12 protein-coding genes are annotated in these 17,793 nt (G+C 31.6%); 3 read left to right on the forward strand and 9 right to left on the reverse strand.

All coding sequences use genetic code 11. The features are described 5' to 3' along the window. Positions 1-8 precede the first annotated feature (8 nt). The gene (locus tag AC28QF_RS09140; RefSeq protein ID WP_488201625.1) at positions 9-3,377 is read right to left on the reverse strand and encodes a T9SS type B sorting domain-containing protein; all 3,369 of its coding nucleotides are present in this window, start codon (positions 3,375-3,377) and stop codon (positions 9-11) included. Between the two features lie 154 nt (positions 3,378-3,531). Here AC28QF_RS09140 and AC28QF_RS09145 point away from each other — a divergent pair, with 154 nt between their 5' ends. Beyond that, positions 3,532-4,884 (forward strand): UDP-N-acetylmuramate--L-alanine ligase, encoded by a 1,353-nt coding sequence (locus AC28QF_RS09145; protein ID WP_488201624.1) that lies wholly within the window; start codon positions 3,532-3,534, stop codon positions 4,882-4,884. Here AC28QF_RS09145 and AC28QF_RS09150 read toward each other — a convergent pair. The 8 genes from AC28QF_RS09150 to trkA all read right to left on the reverse strand — a co-directional run bounded on the left by AC28QF_RS09150 (position 4,881) and on the right by trkA (position 15,671). Beyond that, positions 4,881-5,954, reverse strand: coding sequence for a nucleotidyltransferase family protein (locus AC28QF_RS09150; RefSeq protein WP_488201623.1), 1,074 nt, complete (start codon positions 5,952-5,954; stop codon positions 4,881-4,883). The two genes, AC28QF_RS09145 and AC28QF_RS09150, sit on opposite strands and share 4 nt — an antisense overlap. Next, entirely contained in the window at positions 5,944-7,053 is a 1,110-nt protein-coding gene (locus tag AC28QF_RS09155; RefSeq protein ID WP_488201622.1) for a hypothetical protein, read from the reverse strand. Before AC28QF_RS09155 ends, AC28QF_RS09150 begins: the two co-directional genes overlap by 11 nt. Positions 7,054-7,118: 65 nt before the next feature. After that, positions 7,119-7,298, reverse strand: a complete 180-nt coding sequence (locus AC28QF_RS09160; RefSeq protein ID WP_488201621.1) for a hypothetical protein — start codon at positions 7,296-7,298, stop codon at positions 7,119-7,121. An 11-nt stretch (positions 7,299-7,309) separates the two neighbouring features. Further along, entirely contained in the window at positions 7,310-11,164 is a 3,855-nt protein-coding gene (locus AC28QF_RS09165; RefSeq protein WP_488201620.1) for a T9SS type A sorting domain-containing protein, read from the reverse strand. A gap of 94 nt (positions 11,165-11,258) precedes the next feature. Then, positions 11,259-11,906 carry a phage tail protein gene (locus tag AC28QF_RS09170; RefSeq protein ID WP_488201619.1) on the reverse strand — a complete coding sequence of 216 codons (648 nt, stop codon included), beginning with the start codon at positions 11,904-11,906 and terminating at the stop codon, positions 11,259-11,261. Between the two features lie 20 nt (positions 11,907-11,926). Next, the gene (locus tag AC28QF_RS09175) at positions 11,927-12,574 is read right to left on the reverse strand and encodes a phage tail protein (RefSeq protein ID WP_488201618.1); all 648 of its coding nucleotides are present in this window, start codon (positions 12,572-12,574) and stop codon (positions 11,927-11,929) included. 251 nt (positions 12,575-12,825) lie between these two features. After that, positions 12,826-14,325 (reverse strand): TrkH family potassium uptake protein, encoded by a 1,500-nt coding sequence (locus tag AC28QF_RS09180; RefSeq protein WP_488201617.1) that lies wholly within the window; start codon positions 14,323-14,325, stop codon positions 12,826-12,828. Continuing rightward, positions 14,325-15,671 (reverse strand): Trk system potassium transporter TrkA, encoded by a 1,347-nt coding sequence (gene trkA / locus AC28QF_RS09185; RefSeq protein WP_488201616.1) that lies wholly within the window; start codon positions 15,669-15,671, stop codon positions 14,325-14,327. Before trkA ends, AC28QF_RS09180 begins: the two co-directional genes overlap by 1 nt. Before the next feature lie 98 nt (positions 15,672-15,769). Here trkA and radC point away from each other — a divergent pair, with 98 nt between their 5' ends. Together radC and AC28QF_RS09195 are read left to right on the forward strand one after the other, a co-directional pair. After that, the gene (radC, locus tag AC28QF_RS09190; RefSeq protein ID WP_488201615.1) at positions 15,770-16,456 is read left to right on the forward strand and encodes a RadC family protein; all 687 of its coding nucleotides are present in this window, start codon (positions 15,770-15,772) and stop codon (positions 16,454-16,456) included. Positions 16,457-16,480: 24 nt separating this feature from the next. Next, positions 16,481-17,785: a polysaccharide deacetylase family protein gene (locus AC28QF_RS09195; RefSeq protein WP_488201614.1), complete on the forward strand. Its 1,305-nt coding sequence runs from the start codon at positions 16,481-16,483 to the stop codon at positions 17,783-17,785. Positions 17,786-17,793 lie beyond the last annotated feature (8 nt).

Raw genomic sequence — 17,793 nt, forward strand, 5'->3', positions numbered from 1 at the left:
AATTTTAATTATTTACTTAGATAAATTCTACCTTGTTTAGGTTTTAAATCATCTTTATTATATCTAAGAATATAAAAATAGACACCGCTAGTTGCTTCACTTCCAGAAGAGTTTTTTCCGTTCCATTTAGATTTACTAATATTTCCTCTAAATATAGATTGACCATATCTATTAAAAATTTCATATTCATAATTAGGATAAAAATATTCTATATTCGGAATGAAATATAGATCATTAGTATCGTCATTATTAGGAGAGAAACCATCAGGAATAAAAAAGTCGAAATTATTTGGATCACATTCAGATAGGTTGAAAGAAATAGCAGTTCTATCTCCTTCGCAGCCTGTAGTATCATCTACATAAGCCGCATAATAAGTAGTGTTTTCTTCTATTAAATCTCCATTACTTAATTCATTTCCTTCTGTTAAAGCGTCAAACCATAGTAAATCAAAAGTACTGATAAGAGTTATGTCTGTTTCTAAATCAAATAAGGTTAAATTATCTAATTTACAGAATGATGTATTACCAGTATATTCTGGCTTTGGAGGATTAACAAGAGTAGCCCTAAATTCAAGTCGAATATGATGCTCACAACCTTCAATGTTTTCTACAGCGAAATAACTAGTTGCATTTTGAATGGGAGTATTTAAAGGTAAAACAGTTCCTAAATCAGCAACATCATACCACACTATATCTCCCGAACTAACTGTTGCATCAAAATCAACTAAAGTTAGGTTGGTTAAATTACAAAAGATAGGATTGGTATTACTTGAGGTTACCATAGAAGTTGCTATTACTTTTGTGGTAACGATAGCTCTTATGCTTTCACAAGTATTTGTAAGGTCGTTAGTTGTTACATAATAATTTGTTCCATCGACCAAAACAGTATTGGTATTTAAAGGAGTGGTAGAAGTTGTATCTATGTACCAAGTTAAGTTTGTTCCTTCATCTATTACAATATCTGCAATGGTAGGTTGATTAGGTTGAAAATCAGATAAACAAAAAGTTTGATTCGGATTTACAATTAGGTTTGGAGGAGTAATAATAGTTGCTTTAAATTCAAGACGAATATTATGCTCACAGCCCTCAATACTTTCAACGGCAAAATAACTTTTTCCATCTTCAATTAATGTAGTTAAAGGGAGTATGTTTCCTCCGGTTGCAGCATCATACCAAACTAAATTTCCTGAATTAACTGTAGCATTAAAACTAGCTAAAGTAATTGGGGTAATATTACAAAAAGTAGGATTCGTGTTACTAGATGTTATAATTGAAGTAGCAATTAATCTTACAGTAACAATAGCTCTACTTGAACTTTCACAACTATTTATAGGGTCGCTAGCAGTTACAAAATAAGTTAAACCATCTACTAAAGGAGTCGTTAAAGGCAAAACGGCAGTAGTTGTTATGTCTTCGTACCATGTTAAATTATCACCCTCAGTAACTATAATATCTGCTAAAGTAGGTTGATTAGGTTGAAAATCAGATAAGCAAAAGGTTTGAGTAGCATTTAAAACAGGAGTGTTTGGTATGCCACCTATTGAGAACATTTTTTTTACTTCAAATTCAAATTGAGCTCTACAAGGGCTTGTATCGTTTTGAATACTTTTTAAAATTATTTCATAAGTACCTTCAACTAATGTAGAAATATTTACATTTAAGTTAGAGGTTATATTTGTAGTGGTAAATGAATTATCAATTAATATAGCTGAGCCAACAATATTTTTAACTTGGTAAGTGATGGTGTAATTACCATCACCAAGAGTAGGTGCATTAATAACTGCTTCAACCTTAGAAGCGTCACATGAATTATCGATAATAACATCTAGTGTAATGTCTTCTGGAATTAAAGAAGCTTCAAAATTAGTATTTGCGCAATCTAAACCAGTATTTTCTGGGCTAGTAATTTGAATATTGTAATCTTTTGTGTCTTTAGGAAATGAAGAAATATCAACAGGTAATTCAGCAGCACCATTCGTGAAAGTTATAGGTTGATTTTCTATTTGAATACTACCTCCGTTCGTAAGATCTTGAACCGTGTAGTTTATGTCTATAGTATCATTAGATAAATTTCCACTAATGTCAAAGAAATTAGTAATATTTAAAATAGCATCAGAACCATCAAAACATTTTTTATTTATTGAATAAGCTATGTCATTCATCACAAATTTAGCATCTGCTATACTAAGAGTATTACATATTAAACCTTTTACATCACTGATATTTTTAACTGTTATATAATATTCTCCTGGAGTTAATATAGGGTTTGGATTAATCGTAAAATTAAAAGCATACATAGGTTTATTTGTAGGAACTACCATTGAAGTAGGTTTTACATTGATATCATTTACATTTCCAGTATATACTAAATCATCTGTAATTACATTTCTAATTTCATATTCTAAATTATGAGTGAAAGGAATCTCATCTGTGCTTACATAATCAATAGTTATATTTAATGGGTTTCCTCTACATATATTTCGCACATTAAATTCTGCTGTAATATTAGGAATACGAACAGTAACGATAGAATTTTCATCGTTACAGACACCATGCTTACGAAAAACATTATATTGAAAACTATAATTACCTGGGCCATTCATTTTATATAAATCTTCAATATCGATTACAGAATCGGTAATACTTGTAATTTGATTAGTACCATTAAGATCACTCCATATACCATCAGAATCTTCACCTATAAGATAATCAAATAAATTAATAGTTTTAAAATCTGAAAGATCATCTGTTTCACAAATAATAATATCTGTAGCATCACCAGGTTCTGCAGCTCTGTGTACTTCTAATACTACAGTTGCAATTTCAGAGGTGCAGGTTTCTACTGCGTCTATTGTATATGTAAAAGTATAAGTTCCTGGCCCTGCTTGTTCAGCATTAAAAAATTCATTAGTTACAAAAAGACCTTGCCAAGTTCCATTTATGTCTGCATTTAAATTGGTTAAATCATTGTCTAAAAAGGTATATAAATTAACATTAGGATTATCACTACAAGCATTTGCACCGCCATCTATATTATCTTCTCCAGGATACCCACCTAAAAAAACAGTTATAGTTGCACTTTCTCCACAAGCTGTATTGGTATATGTAAATTGATGTTCACCAAATCGATTAATAGCCCATAAATTTACTTCACCAGTAGTAGTATTTAAAGCAAAATTATTAATAGGATTACCAGACCATTTTCCTCCTATTGATGGAGTACCTCCTAATTGATTAAAAAGATTATATGTTTGATAGTTGGCGTCAGATTCTTTATTACAAATAACAACAGAACTATCTGCACCTGCACATTGAGAAAAAAGATTGTTAAAAGGGAGTAAAAGTAAAAGTAAATAAAAAAAAATCTTCTTTTGCATAAGAGCAATTATTTATAGCTGTTTTTAAAAGACAAAGCAACATAAAAATCAACAAATTAGGAAGATAAAAAGTACTAATTTTTAAAAACGATGATCTGTCTTTTTTCTATGCTGTTATACTTCGTTATCTTTACTGAAAATTTAGTAGATTTAGATGATAGTACATTTTATAGCGATCGGAGGAAGTGCAATGCACAATTTAGCAATTGCCTTACACGAAAAAGGATACCAAATTACAGGAAGCGATGATACAATTCACGACCCTTCTAAATCTCGTTTAGCAAAACGCGGATTATTACCAGAAGAGTTTGGTTGGTTTCCAGAAAAAATCAATACTGATTTAGATGCTATAATTTTAGGAATGCATGCCAAGAAAGATAATGTTGAGTTGCTAAAAGCACAGGAGTTAGGTGTTAAAATATATTCGTATCCGGAGTTTTTATACGAGCAATCTAAAGATAAAACACGCGTAGTAATTGGTGGTTCTCATGGAAAAACCACCATTACTTCAATGATTTTGCATGTGTTGAATTATCATGAAAGAGAAGTTGATTATATGGTAGGAGCACAGTTAGAGGGCTTTGATACCATGGTGCATTTAACTGAAGAAAATGAATTTATTGTTTTAGAGGGAGATGAGTATTTAAGTTCTCCGATAGATATGCGTCCGAAGTTTCATTTATACAAGCCAAATATTGCATTGTTAACAGGAATTGCTTGGGATCATATTAATGTATTTCCTACGTTTGATAATTATGTAGCGCAGTTTAAAATATTTACAGATTCGCTTACTAATGGCGGAATAATGGTATACAATGAAGAGGATACTATTTTAAAAGAGGTTGTAGAGAATTCGAACCATCCGATAAAAAAATATCCATACAAAACACCTACTTGTTTTATTGATAACGGAATTACGTATTTAGATACTCCTGACGGAGATTTACCTTTAGAAATTTTTGGAGATCATAATTTACAAAATTTGGCAGGGGCAAAGTGGATTTGCCAACACATGGGAATTGATGAGGATGATTTTTATGAAGCAATTGCTAGTTTTAAAGGAGCAAGTAAGCGATTAGAGAAAATTGCAGAAAGTAAAACATCAGTAGTTTTTAAAGATTTTGCACACAGCCCGAGTAAAGTAGCGGCAACAACTACAGCTGTAAAAAAACAATATTCAGAAAGAACAGTATTAGCGTGTTTAGAGTTGCATACATACTCTAGTTTAAATGCTGAGTTTTTAGCAGAATATAAAGGTGCTTTAGATAAAGCGGACAAAGCAGTGGTGTTTTATTCACCACACGCAGTAAAAATTAAACAATTAGAAGAAGTTACAAAACAACAAATTTCGGATGCTTTTAAACGTGATGATTTAATCATCTATACGAATCCTGCTGAGTTTAAAGAATTTTTATTCAATCAGAACTTAGAAAACATCGCCTTATTACTAATGAGTTCTGGTAATTATGGAGGCTTAGATTTTGAGGAAGTTAAAAGGTTGGTTTAAAAGCCAATTTTTCTCTTATACCAGTTATAATCTGTTATTTTAGAAAAGATAAATGTAAAATAAGATTTTTTATATAAAGCTTTAAGGATTATGACTATTCTAGCTTTATAAAGTATATAGTGTTTAATAAACGTAATTCTAGCCTTATTTTGACTGCTGTTGTTTAGGGTTTTTAAGTATTTTTTTAAATATAATTTACTTTGTATAGTTGATTTAAATTTAATGTTTTTCGAAAAAGGAATTATATAATTATATAATTCTAAACCAGCAATTAATTCTTTAGATAAGTATGTGTCTTCAATATTAGTTTTTAATTGTAACTTATTTCCTAATAAAAAAACATCGTAAGCAGCTCTTAAATTTATAGTCTTTAACTCATAGCTATTGTCATTAATGAGTTTAGAAAAAATAGTTAATTTAATCTGATTTTTTAAAGATAAAACAGTTATATTATTAATGTTTTTTAACGATTTTTTTACTGTTTTATAATTAAAGAATTCTGATTTTCCTTTGCGCAACATTTCTTTGTGAATTTCAACAGCTGAAATTTTTTTAGGGTGCGTTATTCTTGGTAAATGTCTATGGTCATTAAAAAGTTCTGAAACTTTATTATTGTAACCATTTTCTTGAAGAATTTTAAACGCAATATCACACTTCATCTTTTTAACCAAAAAATCAATATCCCCAACCATGCGCTCTGCAATATCTTCGTATAGGTTATCAAGTAAGTTTCCTGTTCCTTTTAAAAATATAGGAGTGATATTGGTTTTATGAAGTAACTCATTTATTTCTTTGGCTTCCGCTATAATTTCAGAATTTCTAGTGCGGTTTAAATCTGTTATATGCTGCATATAAGCAACTAAATCATTAGGTAAGTAATGTAGAAAATCAGCCCGTTTTAGATTACAATATAAGGCAGGAAAAACATAATGAGATGTGCTTAATTTTACCACATTATCCCAATTTACATTTCCTATTTTTAGTAATTGTTCAACTAATTCACGATTGTGTTTTTCATGTGTAATTGTAAGGCATTTACCAACAAATAATAATGTTTCTTTATAAGTCATCATTAAAAATTTTAGTAACTGTATTTATCATTTTCGTATTATCAGAATAAGTAAGTTGATAGCAAGGAATTTTTAAAAACCAATCTAAAAAAATACTTGCATTTTCTATCTTAGGTGAAAGCCATGAATCTGGTACTAATTGTTCTAAAGCATTTAGGTTAGAAATTTTAGAAATAGTTATATCACTATCTTTTTTATATTTAATAAAAACCAAAGCCTTGCATGGTAAGTTTTGCTTATAATCATTGTTGTTAGGCAAAATGTAGCGGACAATTTTATTTAATCTTTTAAAATGATATTCAGCAGAATTTTTTAATTCAGGGTATATTGGTAATAGTGTTTGTAAGCTATTTTTTTTAATTGAAATAGCAGAAGGAAAACTATATATATGGTTGTTTTTAGCAGCAATAGGAACAAAATCGTCTGCTAAGCAAGTAAAGCCGTTTGCTTGCAGTAGTGCTAAAGAAGTGCTTTTACCATTGCCAGAATCGCCTAAAAAAAGCATTGAAGATGTACCGTTGCTAATTGCAGATGCATGAAAAACACCAAGCCACTTATCTTCTGTTTTTTGATGCATGTATTCTACTATTTTCATTGAGAATTTCCCCTGAAAAAAGTGAACATCTTTTAATAACCAAGTTTCTATAACTTCGTTATTTATAGAAAAAGAAATATGTTGGTCGTTACTATATACATGAAATGAATGTGTTTTACCTTCAGGTTTACTAGTCTCTAAGTGGGCAAATTTTGGATGTACTAAAAATCGTTCATACTCGGTAGAATAGTGAACATGAATAACGATGTCATTAATTTTATAATAAGATTGATATTGAAATAGTTGAGGTTTTTTAACTAAATAATTATTAGGTTTTTCTTTTGACGGTGAAGTTAATAATTTAGAAATATCATCTATAATAACAGATAATTTATGGTTTTTGGTGCTGCTTTCATCAGATAAAACAGTTATGATTTCTTCTTTAGTAACTTGATTGTTTAAAAGAGAAATAATTTCAGCAACAATAGGTTCTATTATTAAGTATTGGTTGCTGTTTTGAAGCCATAAGATAGTTTTATTCTCTAATGTTCGTTGTAAAATCATAGGTTATAAAAATAATAAAACCCCGAAACAATCGGGGTTTTATTGTTAAAAAAATAAAAAAGATATTAAAAGCCATCTCCTGGAGATCCAGGAGATCCAGGGCTTTGCGCTTGTGCTTTTTGTGGACTTAAAATAAGATAAGTTCCTAAAGCAGTTAAAGCTGCATACTTACCATAACCACCTATTTTTCTTAGAGCCTCTTTTCTAGAGATGTCTTCACTGTTTTTTTTAATCTGTTTTTTCATGATGCTATATATTATTCTAAAATAATTTTCTTACTAATTTTACCTAAATCTGATTTTAATTCTACAATGTAAACTCCCTTAGATATTTCCGGTAATTGAATTACATGAGTTCCTGTAGATTTAAACTGTGTACTAATTATTTTTTTACCCAAAATAGAGTAAATGTTTAACGATGCGTTATCAGTTTGTAAACCAGCAACAGTTAAGGTATTATTCGTAGATCTATAAATGCTTACATTTTGTAACTCTTGTTTGGTAGGTATATTTTCTAATTTTTTAGAACTAATATGAATATAAAACTGACCAGTTGATTTAGTAGTGTTTTTTATAATTACTTTATAAGTATTATGAGAAAGATTCGTAAATGTCTTTGCCTTCCTATCTTCTAAATATACCTCCATTCCATCAGGAAGATTTTTAGAACTAACAGAAAATGTTAATTCCTTTCCAGCTTCAATAGTAACTCCAACAGGTATTACCAATGTTTCTAAATTAGTATTTGGTAAGGTTTGAATAGCTAGTTTTTTTCCTTGGTTATTTTCTAACAACTCAGTATATATACTAAAATCTTCTTTTACTCCACTAAACATTTTAGAATCATATCCGTTGTCAAAACCTGTAGTTTTGTTAGCCACATAAAATACTTTAGTAGATTTTTTATTTCCATCATTTTCAACGAATAACTCAAAAGAAGTTTTTGGAGCTTGTCTCATAAAAGTATCACTATTTTGATGACTCTGATTAGCTGTTGAATAAGTAACGTTTCCAGAACCACTTGCTTCTACAAAAAAACCTTGTCCAGGAGCTAAATTAATTGGGCTTACTGCATTGTATGTTACATATTGTGTACCATTCCATAGCCAAATTGTTTCTTCAGTAAGGGTTGCTGTATTTGTACTAGTAAAAGTAGCTGAATTTATATAAGCAGTATATGGATTACCTAATAAGTTAAAGTTATCTCTAGTTCCTTGGTTAACAGGAAAGCTAACATTAGATGTGTTTATACTACCTGTGATAGATACATCACCAGGTGCTGCTAACTTCATAGAGATTCCAACTCCTGAAGGAATAGCTCCAGTAGAAGCATTGGTAGAATACATCCAGCTAGGCCCAGCATTGTTTAAGTATGATCCAAGACCAATATTACTTCCTGTTCCGGTTGCAAAAGTATGGTTTGCAATAACGTCTTGTTGCGTTTCACCATTAACAGGTGCGGCTACCAAATACCAATTAGTAGTAGGTAAGTTTCTTTTGTATGTTACCGGTGCTGTTACTGTAGCATTAGCAATTAATGAAGCAGCAGAAGCGATATTTATAGAATTTACAGTTACAGCCGAAGAAATTGTCGGGTAATTAGTTAATCCTGAGGGAATAGTTACATTAGCAGTACTAGTAGGAACAGAATTTGTATTCCAGTTACTAGCTGTATTCCAATCATTATTTGTAATACCTGTCCATGTTAGGGTAGGATTACCTACAAAAACATTTGCAGTGGAACCAACACTATTTAAGGTTATGTTAGCATTGTTGTTAGCATTATCTCTTAAAGTTCCACCATTGGTAGCTAAAGCACCAACAGCAATACCATCGGTGTCTAAGTCACCATTTTGCACTGTATATCTAAATAAAACGGCACTAGATCCGCTACCAGCGATATAATTAGCTTGACGAACAGTAGCACCAATAGTAATAGCAATTTGTGGCGTTCCTCCCGCAGTAACAACAGTTATGTTTTCATTAAAGTTAACTGTGAAATCTAAATTTTGTCCAGCTATATAAGTAGCATTAGCGGGTACAGTAACACTAGAAACGGTAGGTGTATTAGCATCAATAGGATCAGAAGCTTGGCTGATAGCTGTTGTAAAAGAAGCACTATTATTTCCAGCCGCATCACTTAATATAAAGTTAACAGGAATATTATCACCTGCTGCTCTGTCAGTATTTCCTTCAGCTACGGTATAAGTAGCAGAATAACTACCACCACCATCGTCAGAAAATCCAGTTACATTTACACCATTTACTTGACCAGTATTTAAACTCAATCCAGCTTCACTAGCGGTAAGGCTTACGGTAATAGCGTCACCAACTTTAGCTGAAGTATCAGGAATAGAAGTACTAATTACTGAAGGACTATTAGCATCAATAGGATCAGAAGCTTGACTGATAGCTGTTGTAAAAGCAGCACTATTATTGCCTAAAGCATCTGTTAGTATAAAGTTTACAGGTATATTATCACCAGCAGCTCTATCAGTATTTCCTTCAGCTACGGTATATGTAGCACTATATGTATTACCAGCAATATTTGTAAAGCCAGTTACATTTACACCATTTACTTGTCCTGTATTTAAAGTTAATCCTGATTCATCTGTAACTATTATTACCGTTATAGCATCGTCAACATTAGCAGGAGAATTAGGTATTGAAACATTTGTCACCGTTGGTCCAGCAGCATCTACTAAAACATTAGTAGTTGCCCCAATACTATTTAAGGTTGTGTTAGCATTAGCATTACCTGAATCAGCTAAAGTTCCACCATTGGTAGCTAAAGTACCAACAGTAATCCCATCTGTATCTAAATCACCATTTTGCACGGTATATCTAAATAATAAAGCACTAGACCCGCTACCACTTATATAAGTAGCTTGGCGAACAATGGCGCCAACCGTAATTGTTATTTGAGGATTTCCGCCTGTAGTAACTACAGTTATGTTTTCGTTAAAGTTAACAGTGAAATCTAAATTTTGTCCAGCTACGTAGGTAGCATTAGATGGTACAGTTACATTACTAACTGTTGGAGCTACAGCATTAGATACAACTGTAGTTAGATTGTCAGTATCAGTATCTTTACCGTCATCTATAACTAAAGTAAATGTTGTAGTTTCTGAAGTACTCGTTCTGTTGTCTGTAGGGTTATAAGATAAAGCTCTTAATTTTGCTTGTAAATCAGCAGGAGTTGTACTAGAAATAGCATAAGGCCCTGCACCAGTTAAACCTGTTCCAGACAAAACACCTTTTGCATTAACATCTAAAGTAATAGTTGCAGATAAATTATCTCCATCAGCATCAGTAGTTGTTATTGCAGAAAAAGGTGATACTGTAGCATTATCATTTACTGCTTGACCTGCTGAAGTACCTGCTATTACTGGGGCAGTATTGGGTGCTGCAAAAGTACTACCTGTAAAAGTAGAAGGAACCCCTGTTGGGAAATTAAACTCACCCGTTGTCCATCCTGCTGGAGGATTGCTAATTGCGTTTAAGCAATCAGCTGTACTTCCGTTACATACTGTAGATCCAGAATAATAGCCTAAATTACTAGATGATACAGCAGTACTACCCGCTACAAGACCAGTTCCTGCCAAAACAGCTATTTCTCCATTAGTAGGTGCTAGTTCTCCATAAAACGCTAAAAATGTAGTTGGAGCAGCTCTTGTGCCAAAATAGGCATATATTTGATCTCCAGCGGCTAAATTAAAACCTGAATCTGATTCAGTAACAGAACCTATAGATGCTGTTGGTAGATCATTTCCACTACTTATTTGAATAACGGTTCCTTTTGGTATTGTACTACCCGTATCATTTATCCAAGTATTAGCACCCTCTCCTATAGGCGAATCAAAAGCACTTCCTGTCCATTCATCGTCATCAAAAACAATGGTAGTACCATTAGTACAATCATCCAATAGTAAAAAGGCATAATCTGATTTTGATGTTGGTGGGGAAACTTTGTTAAAAGCAATTATAGCAATATCGCCAGGAACATCAATTGTACCATTGTCTCCTTGCTGAGCATGTATGGTATTTACGGTTAAAAACAATAAACAAAGACTAAATATCTTTATTATTGTTAGAGTAGTTTTTTTTCTCATCTGTCTGGTTTTTAGGTAAATATAAGTAATTTCAATAAAGTTCTCTAAAAATAATTAGGAACTTTATTGAAATTTAATTTGTAGCATAAATAATTTATTGCCTACTAGGATAGGTACCAAAAAGACATATAATATAGTTTGAAGCTAAATATGGTTGGCTATTATCAATAGAGAGATTCGATCCTGTATTGGTTGTACTAGCGGTAATACCTTGAATAGCTATTGGGCTTCCAGAATATTGCGTTACTGCTGTTGCTTCAGATGAAAAATTATCTTTTCCTGTATTCGCTAATACTCCTGCACCAGGATTTAGTTCATCTTCATTTCCTGCCTCAGTATTCACAGGGATACTTACGGTACCATTATTATTAATAATAACATTGTGATTGTGAGAAGGTAGTTGTATTGAATTTAGAATGTTTAATTCTTTTCCTCCTTTTGTTCCTTGTCTATAGTTTGATAAACCTGATCCTGTTCTAGGACCAATAGGAGCTCTACCTCTTAAATCAGGTAATGCATAAGTAGTTCTTCCGTCTCCACCGTATATGGTTCCTATAATTGAAAATAAGGCAGTATTTTGTGAGATAGACATTATTTGCCCATCACAAAAAGCCCATCCTCTAGGAGCAAAATTTCCTGCGAATAATTTAATCTCTCCAGTTAACCCTTCTTGAGCATTACTTTTAATAGCAAACAAAAGACAAATTAAGAAAAGTACGATATATTTAGTTTTTAATTTCATAACTTAATAAAGTTTGATTATTAATTTCTACTAGGATAGATACCTTGAGTAGCAATAATATAATTGATAGCTAAATAGGGTTGTCTGTTTTCTATAGGTTGATTAGCTCCCGTGTTTGTTGTGCTAGCAGTAATACCTTGAATAGGTATTGGGCTTCCAGAATATTTTGCTGCTGCTGTTGCTTCAGATGAAAAATTATCTCCGCCTGTATTAGCTAATACCCCTGCACCAGGATTTGCTTCATCTTCATTTCCAGCTTCAGCATTTACAGGAATACTTACAGTACCATTGTTATTAATAATAACAAGATGATTGTGCGAAGGTAACTGAGTTGTATTTAAAATAGTTGTTTCTCGTCCTCCTTTCTGCCCCCATCTATAAGTAGATAGACCAGGTCCTGTTCTAGGTCCTATAGCAACTCTACCACGTAAATCTGGTAGACCAAAAGTTGTTCTTCCATCACCACCATAAGTAGTTCCTAATAGAGAAAATAAAGCATCATTTTGAGAGATAGATAACAGTTGTCCATCACAAAAAGCCCATCCTCTAGGGGCAAAATTCCCAGCAAATATTTTAACTTCACCTAGCATTACTTCTTGTGCATTACTTGTTGTAGTTGAAAGTAAGCAAATAAATAGTAGCCCTAGAAATTTAATTTTTAGTTTCATAATGTGTAAAATTTAGTTTGTTAATATTTGTTTTCTATAAAGACATTGGTGTAAATTTCTCTATTCTTAAAGTAAAAAAGAATATGGAGTGTACGTGTCTTCTATACTCAAATTTAGGAATAGAGCTAGGGAAAATGGTAAGAAGTTCTTTAAGCGTATAAATTAAAGGCATAAAGAATAAGATAAAAGGTATAGAAAGAAATGTTTTCTTGGAAGAAAATATTTTAAAAGAAAAATACTAGTATGTGAATTTAACTTTTACGCCAGAAGAATGGAGTTAGTAGTATTAATACTGTAAAAAGCTCTAAACGACCAATTAACATTAGGAAAGAGCAGAACCATTTTGCTCCGATAGATAAATGATTAAAATTATCTACGGGGCTTACACTTCCTATTGCAGGTCCTATATTACCTAAAGATGATGCACATGCACCTAAGGCAGAATAAAAATCTAAACCAAAAAAAGCTAATATTACCGTACCTGATATAAAAATAAGCATGTACACAACAAAGAACGAAAGTATGTTAAATACAATGGTTTGTTTTACGGCTTTACCATCATAACGAACAGGGATAATAGCATTAGGATGTAATGATTTTTTAAATTCTAAAAAGCTATTTTTAAGCATTACAATATGTCGAACAATTTTTACACCACCAGAAGTAGATCCTGCTGATCCACCTAAGAAGAATAACGAGAAAAACATTGCTGTTACAAAAAAGCTCCACATTGTAAAATCGGCAGTTACAAATCCGGTTGTAGTTACAACCGAAATTACAGAAAATAACGCATGTCTAACAGCACTTTCTACTTTTCCGAAAACCATTGGGTGATCGATAGAAGTTTGTAAAGCTGGGTCTTGATAAAAAATAATCATAACCGCAATAATTGCAGATATGGTTAATGTACCAAATAAATAATATTTAAACTCTTCACTCTGAATTACTTTTCTGAATTTTCCTTTTAAAGCAAAATAAGTTAGTACAAAATTGGTACCTGCTATAAACATGAAAAATATAATGATATATTGAATTAAAGGAGAACCATTCCAGTGAGCAACACTTGCGTTTTTAGTTGAGAATCCGCCAGTACTAACCGTTGCCATGGCATGGTTAATGGCATCAAACCAATTCATTCCTGCTACTTTTAAAAGTAAGAGTTCAACAATAGTAAGTAGTACATATATTTGCCATAATCGCTTAGCAGTGTCTGTAATACGTGGGTGTAATTTATCTGCCGAAGGTCCTGGAGCTTCCGCCATAAATAATTGCATTCCACCAATACCTAATAAAGGCAATATTGCAATGGTAAGTACAATAATTCCCATACCACCAATCCAATGTGTAGCACTACGCCAAAAAAGAATTCCTTTAGGCATAGATTCTATATCTGTTAAGATAGATGAACCAGTTGTTGAATAGCCAGATATTGTTTCAAAAAAAGCATTTGTAATACTAGGAATACTGCCAGACAATAAATAAGGTAGCATGCCTGTAATAGACAGCGTAAGCCATCCAAAGGTAACTATAAGATACCCTTCTTTTTTTTGAATTTTTTTATTATCGGGTTTGTTAAAGAAGTAGAGGACTAAACCTGTTGCAATAGTAATTACACCTGCATTTAAAATACCCCATTTAGAAGTTTCATCATAATAAAAACTAAAAGGTAATGAAAGCCACATAAATAAACCGTTAAGAATAGCGGTTATACCTAAGAAACGGTAAATTAATTTTAGATTTAGATTCTCCATTATTTAAATAAATCTTCTACAGCTGATATAGCCTCTGGTAAACAAAAAACGATAGCTTTATCTCCTCCTTGTAATTGAAAATCTCCAAAAGACATGTGAGGTTTACCGTCTCTAATTACACCTCCAAAAACTGCTTCTCTAGGGAAGCGTAAATCTTTAATTGGTTTTTCGGTTACTTTAGCATTAGGAGGTACTTCAAATTCAAAAACTTCAGCATCAATATTATGTAAGTTGGCTAAAGCTAAGATATCTCCTTTACGGATATGACGAAAAATGCTACTAGCAGCAATTAATTTTTTGTTGATAAGCGTATCTATGCCAATAGTTTGCGATATGTTTATATAATCCATATTCTCAACTAAAGCGACCGTTTTTTTAACACCTTTAGATTTTGCAACTAAACAAGACATAATATTGGTTTCAGAATCTCCAGTAACGGCAACAAAAGCATCCATTTCTCGAATGTTTTCACCTTCTAAAAGTTCTATGTTTCTACCATCACCATGAACAACCAACGTATCCATTAAATCTTCAGCAAGACTTAAAGCCTTTTCTTTTCTACGCTCTATTAACTTTACTTTAAAATTATCTTTACAAAGACTTCTCGCCGTTTTTCTACCAATACTACTACCACCAAGAATCATAACATTTTTAATATTAATATGTTCTTTACCAATAATAGGATATAGTTTTGAGATACTATAATTTGGTACTGAAAAATAAACTTGATCGTTCATTTTATAAGTAGTATCACCACGAGGAATAATAGTTTGTGCTATTCCTTCACGCTTTATTGCTATGGTAATAAAATCGACTAAACTAAATTTTTCTTTAGCTTCTTTAACTGTTAAATCTAATATTTTTGATTTATAACCAAGAGCAGTTCCCATGATATTAAAAACACCATTTTCAAAGGCAACAGTATCGTTAAAAGAAGATTGGTTTAGAAGTAGTTTTATTTCTTCAGCAGCTAAAGCTTCGGGAGAAATCATGAAATCTACTCCGAAATCTTTAAAATTTATACTGTCATTTTTTAAAAACTCTGGATTGTTTATTCTCGCAATTGTCTTTTTTACACCTAATGCCTTACCAATAACAGATATGGCAAAATTGGTGTTTTGACTTTCGGTAACGGCCAATAATAAATCGGCAGAATCAATACCAATTTCTTTTAATAATTTAATAGAAGTTGCATCTCCTTTTTTGGTAATTACATCTAAATGGTTATTGATATAATTCAGCTTTTCGCCGTCAAAATCAATCACGAAAGTATCTTGAGATTCGTAAGAAAGGAGTTTAGCCAAGTGAAAACCTACGCTTCCTGCTCCGGCTATTATAATTTTCATAAGTACGTTTGAAAAATGATAGGGGGCAAAGATACTGTGCTTCTTTGGGTTGTGCAAAAAATGGATTATATTTATGTAGAATTCTGATACTGTAATAGATGAAAAAGATATCAATTAAATCTTGGGCTTTAGATGATAGGCCTCGTGAAAAATTAATGCTAAAAGGCAAGTCGGTTTTGTCGGATGCAGAGTTGGTTGCTATTTTAATAGGCTCAGGTAATAGAGAAGAGAGTGCTGTTGCGTTGTCTCAAAAAATATTAGCTTCCGTAAATCATGATTTAAACGCTTTAGCAAAATTGTCTATAGAAGAGTTAATTGAATTTAAAGGAATAGGGGAGGCAAAGGCAATTTCAATAATAACAGCCTTAGAGTTCGGAAAAAGAAGACAGTTTAAAGAAAGTAATACGGTGTTAAAAATAAAAAGTTCTTTAGATGCCGCTACTATATTACAACCGTTTTTAGGCGATTTAGAACATGAAGAGTTTTGGGTGTTGTATTTAAATAATTCAAATAAAGTATTGGCAAAACATCAATTAAGTAAAGGAGGTTTTACGGCAACTTTGGTAGATTTAAGGTTATTATATCAAAAGGCATTAAAATTATCTGCAGTTGGTATTATTGTGTCTCATAATCATCCGTCAGGAAAACTAAGTCCTAGTAAATCAGATATCGAACTTACCAATAAAATTAAAGAAGCAGGTGCTACTTTAGATATAAAACTCTTAGACCATTTAATAATTACTGAAAAAACGTATTTTAGCTTTGCAGACGAAGGTATACTATAGTCGTTTGCACATATTTTTAAGACTATGATACTTATTTATACCCATAAAATTACGCCTCGTGTTCGGTATGTTTTTAAACATATTTTTACACGTATATTACAAATTCCTATTAATTTTACAGGTAAAGTAGAAGAGTTTGTAGCGTACAATGGGCCTAAATTTTCATATACAAATGTAGCTTTAGGAAAAGAATTTTTTGTAAAAAGTAACGAATTATTGTTTCAACAAGGAGTTAAAGATTTTGAAATAATTTTTAAAAAATGGGATGATATTCCTTGCTTTTTCCCAACAGATGAGCAATCAGAAATACCTTTTGATATTTTTGCGGCAAGCTTTTATTTAGTGTCTAGATATGAAGAGTATTTACCACAAGTAAAAGATGAACACGGACGATTTACAGCAAAACAAAGCATTGCTTTTAAACATGGTTTTTTAGAGAAGCCTGTAGTAGATATTTGGGCATATAAATTTTTAGAAATTTTAAAAATTAAGTTCCCCGATTATGAGCATCCAACCAGAAAATACCAATACATTTCAACTATTGATGTAGACAATGCTTTTGCGTATAAGTACAAAAGCTTTGTACGAATTGTAGGAGGCTTTTTAAAAGATGTATCTCAATTTAAAATATTTACAATTTGGGATCGCCTCGCGGTTTTGTTTAATATAAAAAGAGATCCTTTTAATACTTTTAAAGCAATAATAGAATTAAAAAACATATATGAAGTTCGAACTATTTTTTTCTTTTTAATAGGCGATTATACTACTTTTGATACCAATGTTTCAGCATCAAAAAGAAAATTTAAACTTTTAATAAAAGACACGGTAGATTATGCTCGAGTAGGTTTGCATCCTTCTTATTATACTATGAATAATAGTGATATGTTAAAGAAAGAAAAAGAACGGTTAGAAAATATTATTAATATGCCAATACGTCGCTCACGACAGCATTATTTACGATTATCTTTACCTGAAACATATCAGAATTTAATCGATTTTGAGATAGAGGAAGATTATTCGATGGGATATGCAAGTCATACCGGTTTTAGAGCAGGAACCTGTACTCCTTTTTATTTTTATGATCTAGAATTTGAAATTCAAACTCCTTTAAAAGTATTTCCGTTTGCTTTAATTGATACAACTTTAAATGATTACTTGAAGTTGACGCCGAAACAATCATTAGGTAAAATTAGAGACCTTAAAAACGAAGTAAAAGCAGTAAACGGACTTTTTATTACCATTTTTCACAATGAAAGCTTAAGTAATTATCAACGATGGAAAGGTTGGAGACGCGTATATAGTTCGATGCTTAAAATAGTTAGAAATTAATTAAAACC

This window comes from Tenacibaculum sp. M1.3A (genome assembly GCF_057732375.1).